This is a genomic window from Aminobacter sp. P4_D5, from assembly GCF_056401815.1.
Window position 1 is genome coordinate 1 of record NZ_JBFUIP010000549.1, and the last position, 823, is coordinate 823.

General features: G+C 67.1%; 2 pseudogenes. One reads left to right on the forward strand and one right to left on the reverse strand.

Features of this window, described 5'->3' with window-relative positions:
• A pseudogene (locus tag AC1DWF_RS33415) lies at positions 1-422 on the reverse strand (efflux RND transporter periplasmic adaptor subunit); the annotation flags it as partial.
• 195 nt (positions 423-617) lie between these two features.
• Between AC1DWF_RS33415 and AC1DWF_RS33420 the strand changes: the two are divergent.
• Positions 618-823 (forward strand): annotated as a pseudogene (locus tag AC1DWF_RS33420) (hypothetical protein); the annotation flags it as partial.

The following is an 823-nucleotide window of genomic DNA, read 5'->3' on the forward strand; positions in this document are numbered from 1 at the left end:
GCGATGACACGCTCGCGGTACAGCTGCTCGTCCCGGCGCAGCTTTTCCGCGGCGAGGTCATGCGCCGTCACGGCCTGCAGGAAGAGTCGCTGCGCCTCCACCAGCTCGGTGCTGCGGAGCTGGGCAATGACCTGTCCCTGTCGGACGAATTCGTCGGGCGAGACGGTGAGCGTCTCCAGCAACCCCGCCGCGGGCGCGGCGATGACACGCAGTTGCTGGGGTGGAACGACGACCACGCCGGGTAGCGCGATCTCGGCCGGGCCGCTTTCGGGCTCGGGATTCCCCAGCTCGAAGGCGCCGCTGCGCAGCTGTCTCTCGTCCAGCCGGATGAGCACGTCGGGCGTACCTGGCTGCGCGAAGGCGGGCGCAGCAAGGGCAAGCAACAGGGGCGCGCAAAAGCGGCGCGCGATGGCCAACGGCATCACGTTCTCCAAAACTGACGGTTCCGCATCCCCCCGGATGTCGCGGCCCGGCCCTGCTGCGGTCGGTGCCGATGGAAGATTAACTATGGGTAATATATTGGCCATTACAAGTGGCCGACTGAATCGGAATAGGCGGGGGAGGCTTTACCCGTGCTGAATGGTAGCTTGCGGGAAACTGAACGGAGCGCGTTCCGCATGATCCTCCCCGTCACCGGTGCAACGGCCCGCTTCGGCCGCACGATCGCCAGGCGTTTCGCGGTGGACGGCGCGAAAATCATCGCGGCAGAACGGCGTGGGGAGCGGCCTTCGGAGTTGCGTGACGAGCCCGGTCAGGAGGTCGTGCTGCCGCTGAGATCGGCTGTGCGCGATCGCGAGAGGATGCCGGTCGGCCAGGCCTTCGG